16 protein-coding genes are annotated in these 15,549 nt (G+C 71.5%); 7 read left to right on the top strand and 9 right to left on the bottom strand.

Annotation, left to right across the window (positions count from 1 at the left end; genetic code table 11):
- Positions 1-4 precede the first annotated feature (4 nt).
- Both HP445_RS01745 and HP445_RS01740 read left to right on the top strand, forming a co-directional pair.
- Positions 5-838 carry an acyl-CoA thioester hydrolase/BAAT C-terminal domain-containing protein gene (locus tag HP445_RS01745; RefSeq protein WP_164941249.1) on the top strand — a complete coding sequence of 278 codons (834 nt, stop codon included), beginning with the start codon at positions 5-7 and terminating at the stop codon, positions 836-838.
- A gap of 218 nt (positions 839-1,056) precedes the next feature.
- On the top strand, positions 1,057-2,064 hold the full coding sequence (locus HP445_RS01740) for an SPFH domain-containing protein (RefSeq protein WP_152377666.1): 1,008 nt from the start codon (positions 1,057-1,059) through the stop codon (positions 2,062-2,064).
- An 83-nt stretch (positions 2,065-2,147) separates the two neighbouring features.
- Here the strand turns inward: HP445_RS01740 and HP445_RS01735 are convergent, their stop codons facing one another.
- The 5 genes from HP445_RS01735 to HP445_RS01715 all read right to left on the bottom strand — a co-directional run bounded on the left by HP445_RS01735 (position 2,148) and on the right by HP445_RS01715 (position 7,819).
- Positions 2,148-3,416 carry a sugar ABC transporter permease gene (locus HP445_RS01735; RefSeq protein ID WP_071404281.1) on the bottom strand — a complete coding sequence of 423 codons (1,269 nt, stop codon included), beginning with the start codon at positions 3,414-3,416 and terminating at the stop codon, positions 2,148-2,150.
- Entirely contained in the window at positions 3,413-4,177 is a 765-nt protein-coding gene (locus HP445_RS01730; RefSeq protein WP_110864792.1) for an ATP-binding cassette domain-containing protein, read from the bottom strand. The genes HP445_RS01735 and HP445_RS01730 overlap by 4 nt, the downstream gene beginning before the upstream one ends.
- Before the next feature lie 129 nt (positions 4,178-4,306).
- Positions 4,307-5,422, bottom strand: coding sequence for a sugar ABC transporter substrate-binding protein (locus HP445_RS01725; RefSeq protein WP_071404280.1), 1,116 nt, complete (start codon positions 5,420-5,422; stop codon positions 4,307-4,309).
- Positions 5,423-5,594: 172 nt separating this feature from the next.
- Complete coding sequence (locus tag HP445_RS01720; protein ID WP_128781378.1) at positions 5,595-6,767, bottom strand: ROK family transcriptional regulator; 1,173 nt, start codon at positions 6,765-6,767, stop codon at positions 5,595-5,597.
- A 116-nt stretch (positions 6,768-6,883) separates the two neighbouring features.
- Complete coding sequence (locus HP445_RS01715) at positions 6,884-7,819, bottom strand: ketopantoate reductase family protein (protein ID WP_128781379.1); 936 nt, start codon at positions 7,817-7,819, stop codon at positions 6,884-6,886.
- A 78-nt stretch (positions 7,820-7,897) separates the two neighbouring features.
- Here HP445_RS01715 and HP445_RS01710 point away from each other — a divergent pair, with 78 nt between their 5' ends.
- Complete coding sequence (locus HP445_RS01710; RefSeq protein ID WP_128781380.1) at positions 7,898-8,464, top strand: TetR/AcrR family transcriptional regulator; 567 nt, start codon at positions 7,898-7,900, stop codon at positions 8,462-8,464.
- A 4-nt stretch (positions 8,465-8,468) separates the two neighbouring features.
- On the opposite strand, the gene HP445_RS01705 is transcribed toward HP445_RS01710, so the two are convergent.
- The 3 genes from HP445_RS01705 to HP445_RS01695 are packed head-to-tail and all read right to left on the bottom strand — an operon-like array spanning position 8,469 to position 11,031.
- Complete coding sequence (locus HP445_RS01705; RefSeq protein WP_241660466.1) at positions 8,469-9,428, bottom strand: hypothetical protein; 960 nt, start codon at positions 9,426-9,428, stop codon at positions 8,469-8,471.
- Positions 9,425-10,387, bottom strand: coding sequence for an NAD-dependent epimerase/dehydratase family protein (locus HP445_RS01700; RefSeq protein ID WP_128781381.1), 963 nt, complete (start codon positions 10,385-10,387; stop codon positions 9,425-9,427). The genes HP445_RS01705 and HP445_RS01700 overlap by 4 nt, the downstream gene beginning before the upstream one ends.
- Positions 10,384-11,031 (bottom strand): MerR family transcriptional regulator, encoded by a 648-nt coding sequence (locus tag HP445_RS01695; RefSeq protein ID WP_128781382.1) that lies wholly within the window; start codon positions 11,029-11,031, stop codon positions 10,384-10,386. Before HP445_RS01695 ends, HP445_RS01700 begins: the two co-directional genes overlap by 4 nt.
- 339 nt (positions 11,032-11,370) lie before the next feature.
- Here HP445_RS01695 and HP445_RS01690 point away from each other — a divergent pair, with 339 nt between their 5' ends.
- Genes HP445_RS01690 through HP445_RS01675 form a run of 4 tightly spaced genes read left to right on the top strand, consistent with a single transcriptional unit; the run spans position 11,371 to position 14,448 of the window.
- Positions 11,371-11,940, top strand: a complete 570-nt coding sequence (locus HP445_RS01690) for an alternate-type signal peptide domain-containing protein (protein ID WP_111033128.1) — start codon at positions 11,371-11,373, stop codon at positions 11,938-11,940.
- A gap of 23 nt (positions 11,941-11,963) precedes the next feature.
- Positions 11,964-12,515 carry a hypothetical protein gene (locus HP445_RS01685; RefSeq protein ID WP_128781384.1) on the top strand — a complete coding sequence of 184 codons (552 nt, stop codon included), beginning with the start codon at positions 11,964-11,966 and terminating at the stop codon, positions 12,513-12,515.
- A complete protein-coding gene (locus HP445_RS01680) occupies positions 12,512-13,780 on the top strand; it encodes an RICIN domain-containing protein (protein WP_128781385.1) in 1,269 nt (422 codons plus the stop codon). Before HP445_RS01685 ends, HP445_RS01680 begins: the two co-directional genes overlap by 4 nt.
- Positions 13,777-14,448, top strand: a complete 672-nt coding sequence (locus HP445_RS01675) for a signal peptidase I (RefSeq protein WP_164941250.1) — start codon at positions 13,777-13,779, stop codon at positions 14,446-14,448. The genes HP445_RS01680 and HP445_RS01675 overlap by 4 nt, the downstream gene beginning before the upstream one ends.
- Here the strand turns inward: HP445_RS01675 and HP445_RS01670 are convergent.
- Positions 14,354-15,535, bottom strand: a complete 1,182-nt coding sequence (locus HP445_RS01670) for an epoxide hydrolase family protein (protein WP_128781387.1) — start codon at positions 15,533-15,535, stop codon at positions 14,354-14,356. The genes HP445_RS01675 and HP445_RS01670 overlap by 95 nt on opposite strands.
- Positions 15,536-15,549 lie beyond the last annotated feature (14 nt).

Raw genomic sequence — 15,549 nt, 5'->3', positions numbered from 1 at the left:
TCCCGTGCAGCGAATCGGTCTGAAGGACCCCGAAGGCGTTCGGTTCGTCCCGCCTGTCGGATCTGGGACCGGCGTCCTGGTGCTCGCGGGGTCGAGCGGTCGGGTCGATGAGGACCGCGCGCGGGTCTTCGCGGGACTCGGGCACGTCGCTGAATCAATCGGGTGGTTCGGGGGAGCCGGCCAGCAACCGGGACCGTGGTCCGTCCCGCTCGAGCTCTTCCTCGCCCGCATCGACGAACTCGAGCGGAGCTGCGACCGTGTCTGGCTCGTCGGGACCTCCCTCGGCGCGGAGGCCGCGCTGGTCCTCGGCGCGCACCGCCCCTCGGTCGCGGGCGTCATCGCGTTCGCACCCACCGACGTGGTGTGGCCCTGGCCGGACGGCGCCGGCGCCGAACGATCACACTGGACCCTCGACGGATCGCCACTGCCGCACGTGCCGCTGGCGTGGAACACCTGGCGGCGGGAAGAACCACCCCGCTTCCGATCGCTCTACGAACACTCGTACGAAGCTGCCCCGGACCGGGTTCGGGCAGCGGAGATACCCGTCGAGCGGATACAGCAGGTCGTCCTGATCGCCGGTGAGGACGACCAGGTCTGGCCGAGCGCCCAGAGCGCTCGACGCATCGCAGCTCGGCGGACCGCGGCTGGGTGCGCGACGACCCTGGTCATCGATCGGGACGCAGGGCACCGGGCGGTCCTGCCCACCGAGCCGGTCGTGGCCGGAGGGACCGCGATGGTGCGCGGCGGTACCGCGGTCGCCGACGCTGCGCTCGGAGTGGTGGCACTCGAGGCGATCCGTGGTGCCCTCGACCAGGACCGCATCCGTCCACCGAGCTGACCGAAGGGGCTGTTCGCCGCCGCTCGGTGCGAGGTTGCACACGTGGTGCGAGGCATCCGAGGTCGCACCACGTGTGCAACCTCGCACCAGACGGAACCGGCGCCAAGCGACCGGGGCGACACGGACGGCGCGCACCGCCCGCCACCACGCGCACCCGCGTCACCCGCACCCCTCCGGGTACGGCAGACTCAACGGACAAGCATCCAGGAGTGATCGTCATGTTCGTCGCCGCCATCGTCTTCCTCGTCATCGCGCTCGTCGCGCTCTTCTTCCGAACACGCACCTACTCCACCCCCGCCCGACCGGCCACACCCGGCCGCGAGGCACGTCCCGCCGTCCCGACCCGCCGCCCGAACCTCATCGCGACGTGGACTGCAGCAGCCGCCGGCGTCCTGTTCGTCGGGCTCACGCTCGGCAGCACCCTGTACGCGCAGGACACGGGCGAGTCGAAGGTCCAGGTGGACATCTCCGGCAACATCGTCGGGCAGACCACGGACTCCGGGTTCCACTTCAAGGCGCCGTGGGCCACGCTCCACACGTTCAACATCCGGAACCAGACCGTCACCTACATCAACGCGGTCAACGGCTCCGACTCGGACAACAACGGCAACGTCCGCTCAGGCCCGTACGTCACGGTGCAGGACCAGGACGGCGTCTCGTCGAACGTCAGCCTGAACCTGCAGTACAGCATCGACGCGAAGTCGGTCACCGACATCTACCGGTCGTACAAGACCGAGGAGAACTTCAAGACGCAGTTCATCGGCAACTCGGTGCGCAGCGTCGTCCGCCAGGTGCCGAACGACTTCACCACCATCGAGCTCATCACCAAGCGCGGCACCGTCGAGAAGGCGATGATCCAGGCGCTCGAGACGCGGTGGAAGGGCTCGGGCGTGCACGTCGACAACTTCGCGCTGCAGGAGATCACCCCGCCGAAGTCGGTCATCGACGCCTACGCCACGGCGCAGCAGGCGCAGATCCAGGTCACGAAGGAGCGCGCGCTCCTGGATGCCAAGAAGGTGCAGGCGCAGCAGCAGGTCGCCGAGGCGCAGGGTCAGGCCGACGCCAACGAGGTCCTCAACGAGCACCCGCTGTCCGACGCCGCGCTCAAGCAGCGCGAGATCGAGGCGCTCAAGAGCGCCGGCGACAACGGCTCCTTGATCGTCGTGCCGCAGGGCACCGACAACATCCTCAGCCTGCCCGGCACCTCGGGTTCGAAGAGCAAGTAGCGCTCGCCGAGACGGACGGGAGGCCCGTTGCCAGCTGGCACCGTGCCTCCCGTCCGTCGACGTGGCGGAGTCCAGGGCCCCGCTCAGGCCGCGCCGTGACTGGCGCGGCTGCGCCGCGAGAGCGAGTCGATGATGACGGCCAGCAGCAGGACCGCGCCGGTGATCATGTAGCGGATCGACGAGTCGAGGCTCAGCAGGGTGAGCCCGTTGGAGATCGACTGGATCACGATGATGCCGAGCAGTGCCGACCAGGCGCTGCCACGGCCACCGAACAGGCTGGTCCCGCCGATGACGGCTGCGGCGATCGCGTTGAGGTTCGTGTCCCCGGCGCCGGACGACAGGCTCGCCGAGTTCAGGCGGGCGGCGGCGAGGATGCCGCCGACGGTGGCGAAGAGCGAGGTCAGCATGAACACCGAGATGTAGATGCGGTTCACCCGGATGCCGGAGCGCCGTGCGGCCTCGACGTTGCCGCCGACCGCGAAGACCGAACGGCCCCAGCGGGTGCGCTTCAGTACGAAGTTCATCAGCACGACCAGCACGATGAAGAACACGAACGAGGTGCCGGTGCCGAAGTCGCGCGACAGGTACCAGACCATCAGCGCGAGGCCGAGGAACAGGGCGACGGCCTTCACGATGGTCAGCGACATCGCCCCGGTCGACAGCCCGGCACGGCGGCGGCGGGCAGCGCGTCGGATCTCGGTGAAGAAGAGTCCTCCGGCGGCCAGGACGGCGAGCAGGTAGGCGAGCCACGGCGGCAGGTACGAGGCCGAGGCGAACTGCACGATCGGGGAGTCGTACGGCAGGTTGATCGAGCCGTTCGGGCCGAGGATGAGCAGCTGCAACCCGAGGAACCCGAGCAGACCGGCGAGCGTGATGACGAAGCTCGGCACCCCGAAGCGGGTGAACAGCAGGCCGTAGAGCAGACCGGCGGCGGCGCCGACGGCCAGGGCGACGGTGAGCACGAGCCACAGGGGCCAGCCGAGCGTCGTGAGGCCCTGGCCGAGGATCGCGGCGGAGAGCCCGCTGACGCTGCCGACGGACAGGTCGATCTCGCCGAGCAGCAGCACGAGGACGATGCCGATCGCGATCGTGCCGACCGCGGCGCACTGCAGGGCGAGGTTGACCAGGTTGCCCGGGGACAGGAAGTCGGGGGAGAGCGCCTGGAACACCGCCCAGATGACGATGAGCCCGACGACCACCGGCAGCGAGCCGATGTCACCGCCGCGGACCCGTCGGACGAACGCCTTCGCCGCGCCGCCGATCCCCTGGTCGCGCAGGAGCCGCTCGTCCTGCAGGTCCGCGGCCGAGGGAGTCGGGGTCGCTGCGGTGAGGGTCTCGTCGGTCTTGCTCATGCGCTGGTCTCCTGCTCGGTGCGGGCGGCGGCGCGACGGGTGACGGCGTTGTCGGTGGCGCCGGTGATGGCCGCGATGATCTCCTCGTAGGAGACGTCGTCGATGCGGAACGTGCCGTTGTTGCGCCCGAGTCGCAGGACCGCGACCCGGTCGGCGACGGCTTGCACGTCCGCGAGGTTGTGGCTGATGAGGACGACGCCGAGGCCGCGCTCGCGCAGGCGTTCGACGAGGTTGAGGACCTCGGCGGTCTGTGCGACACCGAGTGCGGCGGTGGGCTCGTCGAGGACGACCACCTGCGGGTCACCGATCAGCGAGCGCGCGATCGCCACGGTCTGCCGCTGCCCACCGGACAGCGACGCGATCGGGATCCGCACCGACGGGATCCGGGCGGCGAGCTGCTGCAGGAGCTCCCACGAGCGGCGCTCCATCTCCTCCTCGTCCAGGAACGGGTGGGCGATCTCGCGCCCGAGGAACAGGTTCGAGACCACGTCGAGGTTGTCGGCGAGGGCGAGGTCCTGGAACACCGTGGCGATGCCGAGGGTCTGGGCCGCCGCGGGGTTCGGGACGCTGACCTCGTCGCCGCCGAAGGTGATCGTGCCACCGTCCGGCGTGTAGACCCCGGCGAGGATCTTCACGAACGTCGACTTGCCGGCGCCGTTGTCGCCGACGATGGCGACCACCTCGCCCGGGTAGACGTCGAAGTCGATGTCGCTGAGGGCCTGGACGGCGCCGAACCGCTTGGTGATCCCGCGCAGGGACATCACCGGGTCGGCGGAGGGGTGTGCTGCTGGTGACGCGTTGCTCACGGGTGTCGTGCTCACGGGTGTCGTCCTCGATCGGTGAGGCCCGCCCGGTCCGCAGTCGGACCGGGCGGGCAGAGGGTGTCGGACCTACTTGATGCCGGCGCTGTCGCAGGCTGCCTTGTACTGCGCGGTGCAGATCTTCGACACCTCGTACAGGCCGTCCTTGACCACCGTCGACTGGACGTTGTCCGTGGTGACGGCGACCGGGTCGAGCAGCGTCGACTGGACGCTGGCGCCGCCGGCGGTGTCGACGGTGGTGTCGCCCTTCGGGGTCTCACCCTTCGCGAACTGGATCGCCAGATCGGCAGCCTTCGACGCCTCGGGCTTGAAGGCCTTGTAGACCGTCATGTACTGCTCACCGGCGAGGATCCGCTGGATGCCCGCGAGCGAGGCGTCCTGCCCGGTGACGGGCGGGAGCTCGGTGACGCCGGCCGACTTCAGGGCCGCGATGACGCCGCCGCCGGTGTCGTCGTTCGCCGCGTAGACGCCGGTGATCTTGTCCTTGCCGAGCTTGCTGATCTGGCCGGCTGCCCAGTCCTGCGCCTTGGCGGGGTCCCATCCGGGGGTGTCGTACTCGGCGAGCACCTCGTAGCCGCTGTCGTCGATGACCGAGTGGGCGCCCTTCTTGAACTGCGAGGCGTTGTTGTCGGTGGGGGAGCCGTTCACCATGATGATGCCCGAGCCCTCCGGGACCTTCTTCGCCTTGAGGGCGTCGACGAGTGCCTGGCCCTGCAGCTCACCGACCTTCTCGTTGTCGAACGAGATGTAGTAGCTCAGGTCGGGGCTGTTGATGAGCCGGTCGTAGGAGATCACCGGCACCTTCTTGGCCTTCGCCTGCTGGACGATGGACGCTGCGGCCTCGCCGTCGAACGGGTCGAGGACCAGGACCTTGACGCCCTGCGTGAGCATCGACTGGGCCTGCTGCAGCTGCTTCGACGCGTCGCCGTCGGCGTTCGCGTAGATGACCGAGCAGCCGCTGCACTGCTTCTTCACCTCGGCGGTGAAGAGCGGGCGGTCGGCGCTGGCGTAGCGGGCGGTGACGGAGTCGGGCAGGAGCAGGCCGATCTTGGCCTTCGACGCGTCGCCGCCGCCTCCGCCGGAACCGGTCCCGGCGTCCGCGCCGTTGGAACAGCCCGCCAGGGTGGTGATCGCGAGCAGCAGGGCGCTGACGCCCAGCATCGCTCGTGTGGTGGATTTCTTCATTGAAACGTCCTCCAACAGTGGACCGCCCCCATCGGCGGTGCCCTGAGTGTGACAGCGAGCGTTCTTGGCTGCAAGAGTTGAACGCAAGGACCGCGCGCCGTGACGAAAACGTTATCCGGAGGGCGCGGGTGGCGCGGTCGGTGCAGCACGGAGCGCCCCGGCGCGTCTCCGCCTAGCGTGCGCGCGTCACGTCCACGGCCTCGATCGCCAGGGCCAGCGCGCCGGTCACCGAGGCCTTCTCGCCGAGCTGCCCCTGCACCACGTCCGGCGTGCCGTCCACGTCGACGATCAGTGACGACTCGAGGGTCTGCCGCATCGGCCCGAGCAGGAGCTCTCCGGCACGCGCGAACTCGCCGGTGACCACCACCCGCTCCGGGTCGAGGACGTTGCAGAGTCCCACCGCTGCCGAACCGATCGCGCGCCCGGCGTCGGCCACGGCGCGCATGCAGACCTGGTCGCCGCCCATCGCGCGCAGGATCAGGTCCGCCAGCTTGAGGGTGCCGACCTCGTCGCGGACGCCCTCGAGCACCGCGGGTGCGCCGGCGATCGCCTCGAGGCACCCGCGGTTCCCGCACCGGCACAGGGGTCCGTTCGGCAGGACGGGTGTGTGTCCGAACTCGCCGGCGATGCCGTGGTGCCCGCGGAACAGGTGCCCGCCGAGCACGAGTCCGGCGCCGATGCCGTTGCCGACGTCGAGCGTCACCACGGTGTCGCGGCCGCGGGCCGCCCCGCTCCGGTGTTCCGCCAGGGCGGCGAGGTTGGCGGAGTTGTCGACCTGCACGGGCTTGTCCATCCGCCGGGCGAGCGACTGGCCGAGCGCGATGCCGTCCCAACCCCGCAGGATCCCGCCACGCGCCGTCATCCCGCTGCGGGCGTCGATCGGGGCGGCCACGGCCAAGCCGACGGCGAGCACCTCGTCCATCGACGACTCGATGGACTCCACCATGTCCAGCACGAGCAGTGCAGTCTTGTCGAGCTCGGCGTCGGCCCGGTGGTCCCGGGCCAGGGGCATGTGCCGCTCGGCCAGGACGGCGCCGTTCAGGTCCGACAGTGCGAGCCGCAGGTGCCGCGGCGAGACGTGCACCCCGGCGACCAGCCCGAGGCCGTGCGGCAGGGTCACGCGGAGCGCCCGTCGGCCGCTCGAGGTGCTCGGCGTCGCGTGCAGGGCACCGGTCGCGACGAGTTCCTTGACGATGTTCGAGACGGTCGCGGGGGAGAGCCCGGTCACCCCGGCGAGCTCGACCTGCGTCAGCCCGCCGTGCCGCTTCACCGCGCTGACGACCCGGCCCCGGTTGGCTTCACGCAGTGAAGCTTGGTTCCCCGGACTGCGGCGCGGCTCTGACACGGGGACAGCGTAACGGGCGGGCCCGGAACGCTCGCCGTGACGGCCTGGAGGCACGGTGCCAGCTGGCACCGGGCCTCCAGTCCGTGGGGGGTCGCGTCCACGGCCCGCACCGGTCGTCAGACGCGTCGCGCCGTCCGGTCGAGGCGCGGGGTCGGGATGCCCAGGGCGGCGGCGGTGCGCCGGACGTCCTCGAGGACCGCGAGGGGTTCGGCGGCGGTCGGGTCGTCGTGCGCGGCGAGGCTCGCCCGCGCGATCGGGACGAGCGCCGTGGCCGCGGCGACGAGCGTTGCCGTCGTCCCCGGCAGCCGGACGGGCAGGGTCGTGGAGCGGTGTCGGGAGAGGTCGACGCCCCGTGCCTCCAGGACCGGGAGGAGCTCGCGGCCGGTCAGGAACGCCTCGCGGAGCGCCTGCCGGTCCCCGACCATCGTCGCCAGGCCACCGCTCTGCAGGGCCTGCGCGAACATGCCGGCGTCGAGCACGAAGTGCAGCCACAGCCAGCCACGGATGTCGTCCTCGTCCTGCACGGTGAACCCCGCCCGCTGGAACACCGACCGCACCAGCTCCCGCCGGTCCGGAGCCGTGCCGCTCGTCCCGAGCCGGACCGAACGGAGGACGGCACCGTGCAGGACCCCGTCGGCGTCGAACCCGCCGCCGGCGCCCGGGAACCCGAACAGCACCCGGTCCGCGGCGAGCGGTGCGACCGCGGCGAGGGGTTCGTCCCACACGTTGCCGAGGACCAGCACCGTGGCGTCGCCGATGTGCGGTGCCAGGGTGGCCACGGCCTCCTGCAGCCGGTGGTGGCCCACGCTGAGGGCGACGAGGTCGTACTCGTCGTCCGTGTCGATCGACTCGACCAGCCGCGTCGGCGACGTCGATCGGGTCCGCCGACCCAGGGGGCCGCGGCGGCCGTCGATGACGTCGGTCTGCACGGTGTCGCCGTACTCGGCAGCGCGCCCGGGCCGCACCAGGTGGTCGACCTGGTGCCCGGAGTGCTGGAAGGCCTGGCCGTAGATCGTGGCGATGACGCCCCGTCCGAGCATGAGGATCCGCATCAGGCACCTGTCCGCTAGTCTGGAGACGATCTCCACTTGGACGATATGGAGATTGTTTCCACTTGTCAAGGAGGCTCCATGTCGGTCGAGGAACCCCTGCCTGCCGAGAAGCCGATGCGCGCCGACGCCCGTCGGAACCGTGACGCGATCGTGGCCGCTGCCCGGACGGCGTTCGAGCGTGACGAGCAGCTCCGGTTCGACGACTTCGCCGGACGCGCGGGAGTCGGCGTCGGCACCCTCTACCGACACTTCCCGACACGCGAAGCGCTGGCGGCTGCGGTCTACCGGGGTGAGGTCGACGTCCTCTGCCGCCGTGCTCGTGACTCGACGCGACCAGCGGCCGAGAGCCTCGACGACTTCCTGCACGGGTTCGTGGAGTACGTGGTCGACCACGCGGGGCTCGCGCGCACCCTCGCCGCCGTCGTCGACGCCACCACGCAGGCCGAGGGCGGGGGAGACCTGGAGCGGACGCTCGCCGAGCTGCTGGCGCGCGCTGCTGCCGACGGCACCATCCGGTCCGACGTCGCCCCCGGGACGGTGCTCATGCTGCTGCACGGCATCGGGGCCGGGATCGATCGCCCCGGGTGGGCGACGGAAGCCCGTGCTGCCGCCGACCTGATCTCCCGAGGGCTCCGGGTCCGCTGATCCGTCAGTGCAGTCGCGCCGCCGGAGCGGTGCGGGCACGGAGCAGGCGGGCACGGAGCAGCACGGCCGCGCTCGCAGTTGCGGCGAGCACGACGAGTGACCACGCCACCGCGCCCACCGCGCCGGCGGGGTGGACCACCGACTGTCCGACCGCGGCCTGCACGGTGAGGAGCACGGTGCCCGCCGCCCACGCGACCGCGACGACGACCACGATCCGCACCTGCGTGGTCGGGTCCGCCAGCCACGGCAGTCGCCGACCCGCGGCGGCGACCAGGAGCGCCACCAGCGGGAGCACCTGCAGGGCGTGCAGGCCGACGAAGTGGGCGACCCGGTAGTCGCCGCCGACGGTGCTCCACCCGAGCAGCGGTACCCCGGGTCCGCCGTCCGCGATCCCGACGGTGTGGGCGCCGACGATCCCGTCGGGCGCGGTGAGCTGTGTGGGGGTCGGGCCGGTCATCAGGAACGCGACCCCGATGCCGCCGAGTGTGATGACGGCACCGGCCCGGACGGCGATCGTCACCGCCGGGGTCGGCAGACGCAGGAAGAACAGGGCGATCGAGGTGACGAAGGTGCAGAGGTAGAGCGTCGTGATCGCCACCGCCATCACCGCCCACACCACCAGGTGCACGCTGTTCGACACGTTGAAGTGACTCGTCGTGCCGGTGGCGGCGGCCCACGCGATGAGCACCTGTTCCACCACCAGGGCCACGGCGACCACGGTGCCGAGTCGGCGAGCCAGCGTCCGCCACTTCGGCAGGTGGGCGATGAGCCACGCCCACGTGACGGCGTAGAGCAGGATCGACAGCGAGAACTTCAGGGGCTTCGCCCACGCCGGCGCCCCGAGGATGGTCCGGGGATCCACGACGAGTCCGACGAGGCAGACCGCGGTGGACACGACCATCAGGCCGGCGACGGCCATGAGCGCCGGATGCCACGCGACCGCTCGGCGGACGGCGGCGATCACCGGGTCACGCTCCGGGCGTGCAGCAAGGCGGCGGCCACCACGTCGGCGGTGGGGGTCGGGTGCACGCCGAAGGTCTGCTCGAACGCCGACGAGTCGAAGACGTAGGGGTCGGTGTACTGGTACCGCAGCTCGAGCGTCTCGCGGGCGGACGTGTTGAACAGCGCACCGAAGCGCAGCGTGGCCGACGACATCACGGCCGTGCGAGCGGCGGGTACCCCGGCGAGCTCGACGTACTGCCGCCCGGTCAGCGCCGGGGCGGTCGGCAGGTGCCAGGTCCGGCCCGTCGCACGGTCGTCGGTGCCGAGGACCACGAGCGCGTCGCCGATGTCGGTCGTGGCGGTGAGGGAGTGCGGCTGGTCGGCGTCGAGCAGCCAGGTCGGCCGCTTGCCGGCGGCGATCCTGTCGACGACGAACCCGTTGAACACGCTCGTCGTCGCCCCGGGGCCGGTGAAGTCGGCGCTCCGCCCGATGGTGACGACCAGTCCGCGGTCGGCCGCGGTCCGCAGCTGTTCGAGGGCGGCCGCGCGCACCGCACCCTTCCGGCCGGAGGGGTTGATCGGGGTCGCCTCGGTCATCGGCCCGGACACGCGGCCGTAGGCGTAGACGTTGTCGAGGTAGACCAGGTGGGCGCCCTCGGCCAGGGCTGCCTCGACGGTGTTGTCGACGATCCGCGGCCACTGGTCGGCCCAGACCCCCGACGAGTACGGCAGGCCGGCGACGAGGTACGCGACGTCGGCACCGTGCAGTGCGCGGCGGACCGCGGTGGGGTCGAGCAGGTCGGCGATGACGTGGTCGGTGCGGGCGTCGGCGCTCTCGCTCTCGTCGTTGCCTGCCGTTGCTGGTGTCGACGGGCGCCGGCCGACGGACACGGCGGCGACGTCGTGCTCGCGGAGGGCTCGGAGCGTCTCGCGCCCGACGACACCGTTGCCGCCCAGGACGACGTGCAGCGGAGCGGTCATGCGCCGGCCTCGTCCGTCTCGGCGACGGGGAACAGGTCGTGGGTGGCGTCCTGCTGCGCCAGGCGCCGGAGTCCTGCGAAGAGCGGATCGCCGAGGACGGTGCCGATCACCATCAACTCCGCCATCGCGGTCCGGCCGTCGCGGTCCTGCAGCGCGGCGACGTCGGCACGTGCCGCGCTCGCCGCTGCCGACACGTAGGCGTCGAGGTAGTCGTCCGGGGCGTCGAACCCGATGGTGCGCAGCCCGTCGAGCGCCCGAGCCGCGGTCTCGAGTCCGGGGTTGTCCGACGTGGCGCACCAGCCCGCGGCCGACACCCGGCTCTCGATCCGGGCACGGGCCTCCGGGGTCGCCTCGGACACGGGCGACCGCGGCGTGGTCAACGCGTGCTGGGCGACGGCGAAGACCTCGGCCAGCGGTGCGGCCTCGGCGTCGAGCACGGCCAGGACCTGCTTCGTGACGGCGACCGAGAGTCCGCCGGTCTCCAGGAGTGCCCGGACGAGCCGGACCCGTTCGATGTGCCGGTCGGCGTAGGAGGTCTGGTTCGGAGCCGACTTCTCACCGGGAGGCAGCAGGCCTTCGCGTTGGTAGTACTTGACGGCGGTGACCGGCGTGGACGCCGCTCGGGCAAGTTCAGATATTCGCACTATCGGAGAGTAGCGGTATCTACTCGTGTCCACAAGGCTTTCGCCTCTGGGTGGGCACGTGAGGGTGTGTCAACCTGCCAGTCCGCCTGTGTCTGCGCGCAGATCGGCACGCGGGGAATTGTCATGTCATACTCAGCGAAGCAGCACGACCGGCCGTCGGCGGGTCCCTGCTCGCAGGGCTTCGTCTCCTGCACTTGCCGCTCCCAGCAGGTCGAGCACCACGTTCTCCGGTCGATGCGCCGCGCCCTTCCCCGGGGCCTGGCTGCCGGCAGCTCATCGAGCTGTCCGCCCGCCCGTGGTCGACGCAGATCCGACGTTCGACGTCGCAGAGAGCACATCATGAAGAAGATCATCACCGCCTCGATCATCGGCGCAGCGGGCGTCGCCCTCCTGCTCGGAGGCGCCGGCACGTTCGCGCTCTGGAACTCCAGCGCCGAGACCGCCGGGGGCACCATCGTCGCCGGCGCACTCTCGATCAAGCCGACCACGCAAGCGGCGAGCTGGACCGTCAACGGCGGGTCGCCGCTCTCGACGCTGGACGGCTACCCGATCGTGCCGGGCGACGTCGTCACCTACTCGCAGGACATGGTCGTCACCGCGAACGGCAAGGGCCTGAAGGCCACCCTGGCCGTGGACCCGGCATCGGTCGAGGCCACCTCGACGTCGGCCCCGGCGGACGTCGCACTGGCGAAGTACCTGTCGGCGAACGCGGTGCTCACCGCGTCCGGTGACGGGGTCTCCGGTGCCGCTGCGCCGTACACGGTGACCGGGCAGACCGGCTCGCAGCAGGACGTCCGCGTCGGCGTGACCATCGCCTTCCCGAAGAGCACCACCCCCGGTGTCGAGGACGGCACGCAGAACGGGTCGGTCGACCTCGACGCCATCGCCGTGACCCTGACCCAGGCGTGAACCGCCGGCGCCGAGGGGGCGCGATGACCGGCTGGCCGACGGCGACGTTGCTCGCCGTCGCCGCGGTGGGGATCGTGGCGGTCGTCGCCATCTCCACCGACGGTGGCACGTTCGCCCTCCTCAGCGCCCGGTCCTCGACCGAGCCCGCGACGATCACCGCCGGGTCCGCGGACCTGTCGCTGAGCGGTCTCGCGCTGCCGTCCGCACCCCTCTACCCCGGTGCCACCGAGTTCGGCGTGGTCACCGCGACCAACACCGGTGACGTCCCCCTCGACCTCGGCGTCGCGATGGCGCGAGCCGGCACGACGACGTCGGCCTCCGGCGTCCGCAGTGACCTGCGGGTGACCGTCGGCGCTGCGACGTCGGCGGCCGTGTGCCGGGCAGGCAGCGTGCGCCCCACGTGGTCCGGCACGCTCGACTCGACCTCGCCGCGGTCCGCGGGCATCGCGCTGCCCCCGGGCGCCGCCGTCGTCCTCTGTCTCGCCGTCGCGATGCCGGCCGACGCAGCCGCATCGCAGCAGGGCCTCTCCACCGACTTCACCACGACCATCAGCGGGACGCAGGCAGGATCATGACCGACCGCACTCCACGTCGACGCGTGCTTCTGCTCGGAGCGACGGCCGCCGCGGTCGTCGTGCTCGAACTCGTGAGCGGCGGGACGGCGTGGGCGACGTGGACCGCCCCGGCACAGTCCGTCCGGGCCGCCGCGACGACCGGCTCCGTCTCGGTCGGCATCCGCGGGGTCGAGGACCTCGCCACCACGTACTCCTCGGCCGCGCTGTCCCACACGGCGCTCGTCACGGTGTCGAACTCGGGGTCCGTCCCCGCCACCACCTCGCTCTCGCTCGCGGCGACCGCCGGGTCAGCGGTGTCGAGCGCCGTCCGGGTCGACATCTGGCAGTCCACGAACGCCAACCCCTGCTCCGGTGCTCCGTCGAGTGCCGCGGTCACCGGTTCGGGCACGACGACCGCCCCCGTGGTCGCCGCCCTCGCCGCCGGCGCGAGCCGTTCGACCTGTGTGCGGACCTCGGTCAGCCAGGGCCAGCGCTTCGACCTCTCCGGAGGCTCGACCACCCTCGACGCGACCGTCACCGCCCGCCAGGGGGCCTGGGTCGGCACCGCGCACGCCCGCGCCGCCCAGAGCGTCGCCGACACCGTCACCCCGTCGGTGCCGTCGAAGACCGCCGAGAGCGACAGCAGCATCACGGTCACCTGGGCAGCGCCCGCGGACGCCAGCGGCATCGGTTCCTACGCCGTGTACCGGGACGGCGTCCTGGTCAGCGTGACGTCGGCGTCCGTCCGGTCCTTCACCGACACCGGTCTGCAGGTCTCGAAGTACTACGCGTACACGGTGCGAGCGGTCGCCAGCGGGACGGGTGGCCACGCGTCGCCGGCGTCCCAGGGCATCCAGCACGCCACCGGCTGGTACACGTCCACGAGCCGGTACGTCCTGCGGAACGACGCCACCGGCACGTGCGTCGCGAGTGGTGGGTCGGCGTCCGGCTCACCGATCACCACGACGACCTGCACGACCAGCGCGGCGCAGACCTGGCACTTCACGCCCGAGGACGCCTGGCTCCGGATCACGTCACCGGCGAACCCGTCGCTGTACTGGGACGCCCCGAGCTACCGCTCCGCCCTGCTCCGACCCGACAACGACATCAGTGCCCAGAAGTGGACGGCCGAAGCGGTCGGCGCGGGCACCGGGCTCTTCCGGTTCCGCAACCGGAACGACCTCTGCCTGACGGCGTCGAACGGGTCCGCCACCACCAACCCGATGACGGTCGCCGACTGCAGCACGTCCGGACTCCAGCTGTTCTCCCTCCGGGCCACGTCGTGACGACCGCAGTGCCGCAGTCGGAGTCGGAGTCGGAGTCGGAGCCGCAGCCGCAGCCGCAGGGCGCCCGCTGGTCGAGCGCCCTCCGGCTGCTGGGGCAGACGGCCGCGGTCCTGCTCCTGATCGTCGTGGTCGGGCTCGCGGCGCTGGCGATCCTGGTGCCGCGGATCACCGGTTCGGTGCCGCTCACCGTGCTGACGAGCTCGATGGAACCGGGGATGCCACCGGGCACGCTGGCGGTCGTCCGCCCGGTGGACCCCTCGGACATCGGTGTCGGCGACATCGTCACCTACCAGATCCGGGTCGACCGGCCCGGCGTGATCTCGCACCGGGTGGTCGCCGTCGCGATCGGGGCCGACGGCCGCCGTCTGTTCACGTTCAAGGGCGACAACAACTCCGCCGTCGATCCCGAACGGGTGGTCGCCGCGCAGGTCATGGGCCGGGTCTGGTACTCGATCCCCGGCCTGGGGTTCGTGAACACCGCCGTCGCGGGCGACGCGCGCGCCTGGCTCGTGCCGACGCTGGGCGGCGTGATGATCGGCTACGCCCTGCTGCTGGTGATCCGCTCGGTCGCCGTCACCGGAGCCCGCGGAACGTCGCACGGACGTCGTCGACGAGCAGCTCCGGCTGTTCGAGCATCGCGAAGTGCCCGCCGCGCGCGACCTCGTTGAAGAACACCAGGTCCGTGTACCGGCGCGCTGCCCAGCGGCGCGACCGGCGGACGTACTCGCCGGGCATGATACTCAGCCCGACCGGCAGGGTCAGCGGTTCCTCGACCGTCCCGGGAGTGGCCCAGCCGGTCCGCGTCGCCTCCCAGTAGACGCGCGCCGAGGACGCAGCGGTGTTCGGCAGCCAGTACAGCATGACGTCGTCGATGATCTCGTCGAGCGGGAAGAGCCGTTCGGCATCGCCGTGTTCGTCGTGGGAGCCGCCGACGTCCTGGAACATCGCGTAGATCCACGACGCCAGCCCGACGGGGGAGTCCGCCAACGAGTACCCGATGGTCTGCGGGCGGGTCGACATCTGCTGCGAGTAGGCCGACAGCTCCCGCCAGTAGTGGCCGCTCTCCTGCAGCATGACCTGCTCGTCGGGGGAGGCGTTCCGGGCTTCGTCGTCGGTCGGCATGAACAGCGCCATGTTGAGGTGGATCCCGGCGAGCCCGATGTCCCCGGCGGCCTGCAGGGCCGCGAGCTCCGCGGTGACGGTGGCGCCGAGGTCGCCGCCCTGGGCGAACCAGTCCGCGTACCCGAGCCGGGACATCAGCACCGACCAGGCCCTCGCGGTCCGGGCGGTGTTCCACCCGGTCGTCGTCGGCTTCCCGGAGAAGCCGAACCCGGGCAGGCTCGGGATCACGACGTGGAACGCGTCCGCCGCGTCGCCGCCGTGCGCCACCGGGTCGGTCAGCGGACCGATCGCGTGGCGGAACTCCAGGACGGAACCGGGCCAGCCGTGGGTGAGCAGGAGCGGACGGGCACCGGGGACGGCGGACCGGACGTGCAGGAAGTGGACCTCGAGCCCGTCGATGTGGGTCGTGTACTGGCCCCAGTCGTTCAGCAGCGCCTCGGTCCGGCGCCAGTCGTACTCCGTCGTCCAGCGTTCGACGAGGGCGCGGACCTTCTCGAGTCGGGGTCCCTGCGAGGTGTCCTCGACGGTCTCGGCATCGGGCCAGCGGGTGGTCAGGAGACGGCGGCGCAGGTCGTCGAGTTCCGCCTGGGGGACGTCGAGGGTGAACGGGGTGATGGCTGCGGTGTCCGACATGGGGTCCTCGGTGC

Source organism: Curtobacterium flaccumfaciens, assembly GCF_013359815.1.
In the GTDB taxonomy this organism is placed as follows: Bacteria; Actinomycetota; Actinomycetes; order Actinomycetales; family Microbacteriaceae; genus Curtobacterium; species Curtobacterium flaccumfaciens.
The sequence above is the reverse complement of the archived record's forward strand: the minus strand, read 5'-3'. Positions and strand labels throughout refer to the sequence as shown.